This is a genomic window from Frankia sp. AiPs1 (assembly GCF_023716945.1).
Lineage (GTDB): Bacteria > Actinomycetota > Actinomycetes > Frankiales > Frankiaceae > Frankia.
This window is the reverse complement of record NZ_JAMQQF010000550.1, coordinates 1-4,006: the sequence shown is the minus strand read 5'-3', so window position 1 is coordinate 4,006 and position 4,006 is coordinate 1. Positions and strand designations below refer to the sequence as shown.

At 72.8% G+C, this 4,006-nt stretch carries 2 protein-coding genes; both read left to right on the top strand.

All coding sequences use genetic code 11. The features are described from left to right. Window positions 1-1,036 precede the first annotated feature (1,036 nt). Window positions 1,037-2,044 carry a 4-hydroxy-tetrahydrodipicolinate synthase gene (dapA, locus tag ND748_RS27105; protein ID WP_251749043.1) on the top strand — a complete coding sequence of 336 codons (1,008 nt, stop codon included), beginning with the start codon at window positions 1,037-1,039 and terminating at the stop codon, window positions 2,042-2,044. Continuing rightward, entirely contained in the window at window positions 2,041-3,726 is a 1,686-nt protein-coding gene (locus ND748_RS27100; RefSeq protein ID WP_251749042.1) for a ribonuclease J, read from the top strand. Before dapA ends, ND748_RS27100 begins: the two co-directional genes overlap by 4 nt. Window positions 3,727-4,006: the final 280 nt, after the last annotated feature.

The following is a 4,006-nucleotide window of genomic DNA, read 5'->3' as shown; positions in this document are numbered from 1 at the left end:
TGACGGATCCGCCCGCGCGGCCCGCGCAAGCCGCGGTGCGCGTCCCCGGCGGGCCCGGTGGCGGTACGCTGGAGGCTCTGTGACGGCGAACGGAACAGCGGCGAACGGGACGGTGGCGGATGCCGAAGAACTACGGTCCGGGCGTGGCGCTCGGGCCGCTTCGTTCCGGTGGGCTGCGATCGCTGGTACGCCTGGGTCGCCGGGACCTGTGGTTCCGGCTCGACCGCAACATGCTGAGCGCGGGCGACCGCGGGAGTGCGCCGGGGCCGGGATCGCCCGGCCGGGTGCCCGGGGGGTCCGTTCGCACGCACTAGTCCTCTCCGCCCTCGTTGGCCCGCCTTATGCTGGCTGATGCCGCGGACGGGCCGGGCTGCGGCGAACGCCGGCGGAGCAGCGTCTGCGCCCGGGTGCCACGACCGGCTGGTGGGTGGTAGCGGGGGATCGGGCCGGGCGGGCGCGACGCGTCAGTCGCCGGCAGGTCAGCCCGGAAGAGATCGCGACCGTGGGCGGGGCTGCCGGCGGCGAGGCGGAGCAGGGGTTTCGCGCAGCAGGTCCTCTCCGCCCGCCTCAGCGCGCTGGCGTCCGGACGGGGCGCATGCGCGGACGAGATGCGGAGCGCGCGACCGAGGCGGACGGGTGCGGGCGAGGCGGACGGGTGCGGGTCAGGCGTGGTGGGTGCGGGCGTGGCGGGTGCGGGCGAGGCGGATGGGCGCGGGTCAGGCGTGGCGAGTGCGGATGAGGCGTGGTGGGTGTGTGGGTGTGAACGTGGTCGGGTGCGTGCGCGAAGGGGATCGAGTCTTGGCGGGCAGCCTGCCCGCCGGTGCGGTGCGGCCGTTCGGTCTGGGTGGGTGTGCCCGGCGGGGGCCGCACCGGTCTGGCCGGGGTGGCGGGTCGGGCGGACGATGGGTCCGCGGCGGGTGCCGTCCGGTGCCGGGCCCAGCAGGTGTGGGTGCAGCAACGGTGGGTGCAGCAACGGTGGGTGCAGCAACGGTGGGTAGTCCGGAGGTTCGGCGGTTTCGCGCCGGCCGGAGAGATGATGTCGGAGGTGCGCTCTAGCGTGACCGGTATGTCAGTGTTGCCGCCGGCGCCCTTCGGGCGCATGATCACGGCGATGATCACGCCGTTCCTGGCGGACGGCGCGCTCGACGAGGCGGGTGCGGCGCAGCTCGCGGTCCGCCTGGTGGACGCGGGTAACGAAGCTCTCGTCGTCAACGGCACCACCGGGGAGTCGCCGACCACGACGGACGCGGAGAAGGCCCGTCTGGTGCGGATCGTCGTCGAGGCAGTGGCCGGGCGTGCCCGTGTCGTCGCCGGCGTCGGGACCAACGACACCGCCCACACGGCGCAGCTCGCCCGGGCGGCCGAGGCCGCGGGCGCCCATGGGCTGCTCGTCGTGGCCCCCTACTACAGCAAGCCGCCGCAGGCCGGGCTCGCGTTGCACTTCACCACCATCGCCGACGCGACCGGGCTACCCGTTATGATCTATGATATTCCCGGCCGGACGGGGGTGCCGGTGGCGACCGACACCCTGGTGCAGCTGGCCGAACACCCGCGTATCGTCGCGGTCAAGGACGCCAAGGACGACCTGGCCGCCTCCTCCTGGGTGATGGCGCGGACGGATCTGGCGTATTACTCCGGCACGGACGCGCTAACCCTGCCGCTTTTGTCCATCGGGGCCTGTGGGGTCGTCAGCGTTGTCTCGCACGTGGCCACCCCGGCGATCCGTGCCATGATCGAGGCCATTGGGGCCGGTGAGGTGGGTCGGGCGATCGCGCTGCATCAGGGCTTGCTGCCCGCGTATGAGGGAATCTTCCGAACTCAGGGGGTGATCCTGGCCAAGGCCGCGCTGCGGCTCGCCGGGCTGCCGGCTGGTCCGGTTCGGCCGCCGTTGGTCGACGCCACCCCCGCGGAGGTCGCACGGCTGCGTGTCGACCTCGCTGCGGCGACGCTCGACGTCGTCGACCCGCGCGGGGCCGGGGCACGCCAGCAACCGTCCGGTCCGCCGGCCGGATTCGCCGTCGTGGCGGCGGGTGAGGTCTCATGAGCCGCCCGCACCCCGACTACGGGCCGCCTCCGCCGCTGCGCGCGGACGGCCTGCGCATCATCCCGCTCGGCGGAGTCGGCGAGATCGGCCGCAACATGACCGTCTTCGAGCACTCGGGCCGGCTGCTCATCGTCGACTGCGGCGTGCTGTTCCCGGAGGACTTCCAGCCCGGGATCGACCTGATCCTGCCGGACTTCACCGCCATCCGGGACCGGCTGGCCGACATCGACGCGCTGATCCTCACCCACGCGCACGAGGATCACATCGGCGCGGTGCCCTATCTCCTGCGGGAGCGCCGCGACATCCCGATCATCGGCACCCGGCTCACGCTGGCGCTGCTGAACGCGAAGCTGGCCGAGCACCGGATCAAGGCGGTCACCCAGGAGATCCGCGAGGAGGAGCGGCACACCTACGGGCCGTTCGAGTGCGAGTTCTTCGCGGTCAACCACTCGATCCCGGACGCGGTGGCCGTCGCCATCCGCACCGAGGCCGGTCTTGTCCTGCACACCGGTGACTTCAAGATGGACCAGCTCCCGCTCGACGGCCGGCTTACCGACCTGGGTGGCTTCGCCCGGCTCGGCCGCGAGGGCGTGGACCTGCTGCTGTCCGACTCGACCAACGCCGAGGTGCCCGGGTTCGTCGCTTCGGAGCGGGAGATCGCCCCGGTGCTCGACGGGGTGTTCCGGGACGCGACTCGCCGGATCATCATCGCCTGCTTCGCGAGCCATGTGCACCGGGTGCAACAGGTCCTCGACGCCGCCGAGGCGCATGGCCGTTCGGTCTGCTTCGTCGGCCGCTCGATGGTGCGCAACATGGGCGTCGCACGCGATCTCGGTCTGCTGCGGGTGCCGCCGGGACTGATCGTCGACGCCCGGGACGTGGACTCGTTGCCCGACCGCAACATCTGCCTGATCTCCACCGGGTCGCAGGGCGAGCCACTGTCGGCGCTGTCCCGGATGGCCAACCGCGACCACCAGATCCGGATCCAGGCCGGGGACACCGTCGTGTTGGCGTCCAGTCTCATCCCTGGCAACGAGAACGCGGTCTTCCGGGTCATCAACGGCCTGACCCGCTACGGCGCGAAGGTCGTCCACAAGGGCGTCGCCAAGGTGCACACCTCCGGCCACGCCCCCGCGGGCGAGCTGCTCTACGTGCTCAACGCCACCAGGCCGTCCAACGTCATGCCGGTGCACGGCGAATGGCGCCACCTGCGGGCGCACGCGAAGCTCGCCGAGGCCACCGGCGTGCCGCCGGACCACGTGGTTCTCGCCGAGGACGGCATGGTCATCGACCTGATCGACGGCCGGGCGCGGATCACCGGTGCGGTGCCCTGCGGCTACGTCTACGTCGACGGCGCCGCGGTCGGCGACGTCGGTGAGCCGAGCCTGAAGGATCGCCGGATCCTCGGTGAGGAGGGGTTCATCACGATCACCGTCGTGGTGGACGCCGCCGCCGGCAAGGTCGTCGTCGGCCCCGACCTGTCCGCCCGCGGCTTCACCGACTCCACCAGCACCTTCGACGCGGTGGCCCGGCTCGTCAGCGACGGGCTCGCGGACGCGATGCGCGGTGGGATGAACGACACCGCGGCCCTGCAGCAGCTCGTGCGGCGCGTGGTCGGCCGCTGGGTCAACGAGCACTACCGCCGTCGGCCGATGATCGTCCCGGTGGTCCTGGAGGTCTGACCCCGGCGGGGTGGCTCGTCCTCGCCCGCCCGTGCGGGTGGGCGGGTGGGCGGGTGGGCCCAGCACGGCACGCCCGGTTCGTCGGGGTTGCAGCGACTCGGCCGCCTGGCTGTGTACCGTTTCGGCGGTGGCCACACGTACCAGCGGCGCGCGTACGCGTGTGCAGACGGGGACGGCCACGTCCCCGTCGGGGGGCGATGGGCGTCCGACAGCAACGCGCGGTGGCGCGGGCGGCAAAAGCCGCCCGGCCGCCGGCGGTAAGGCACGCGCACCCGCGGTC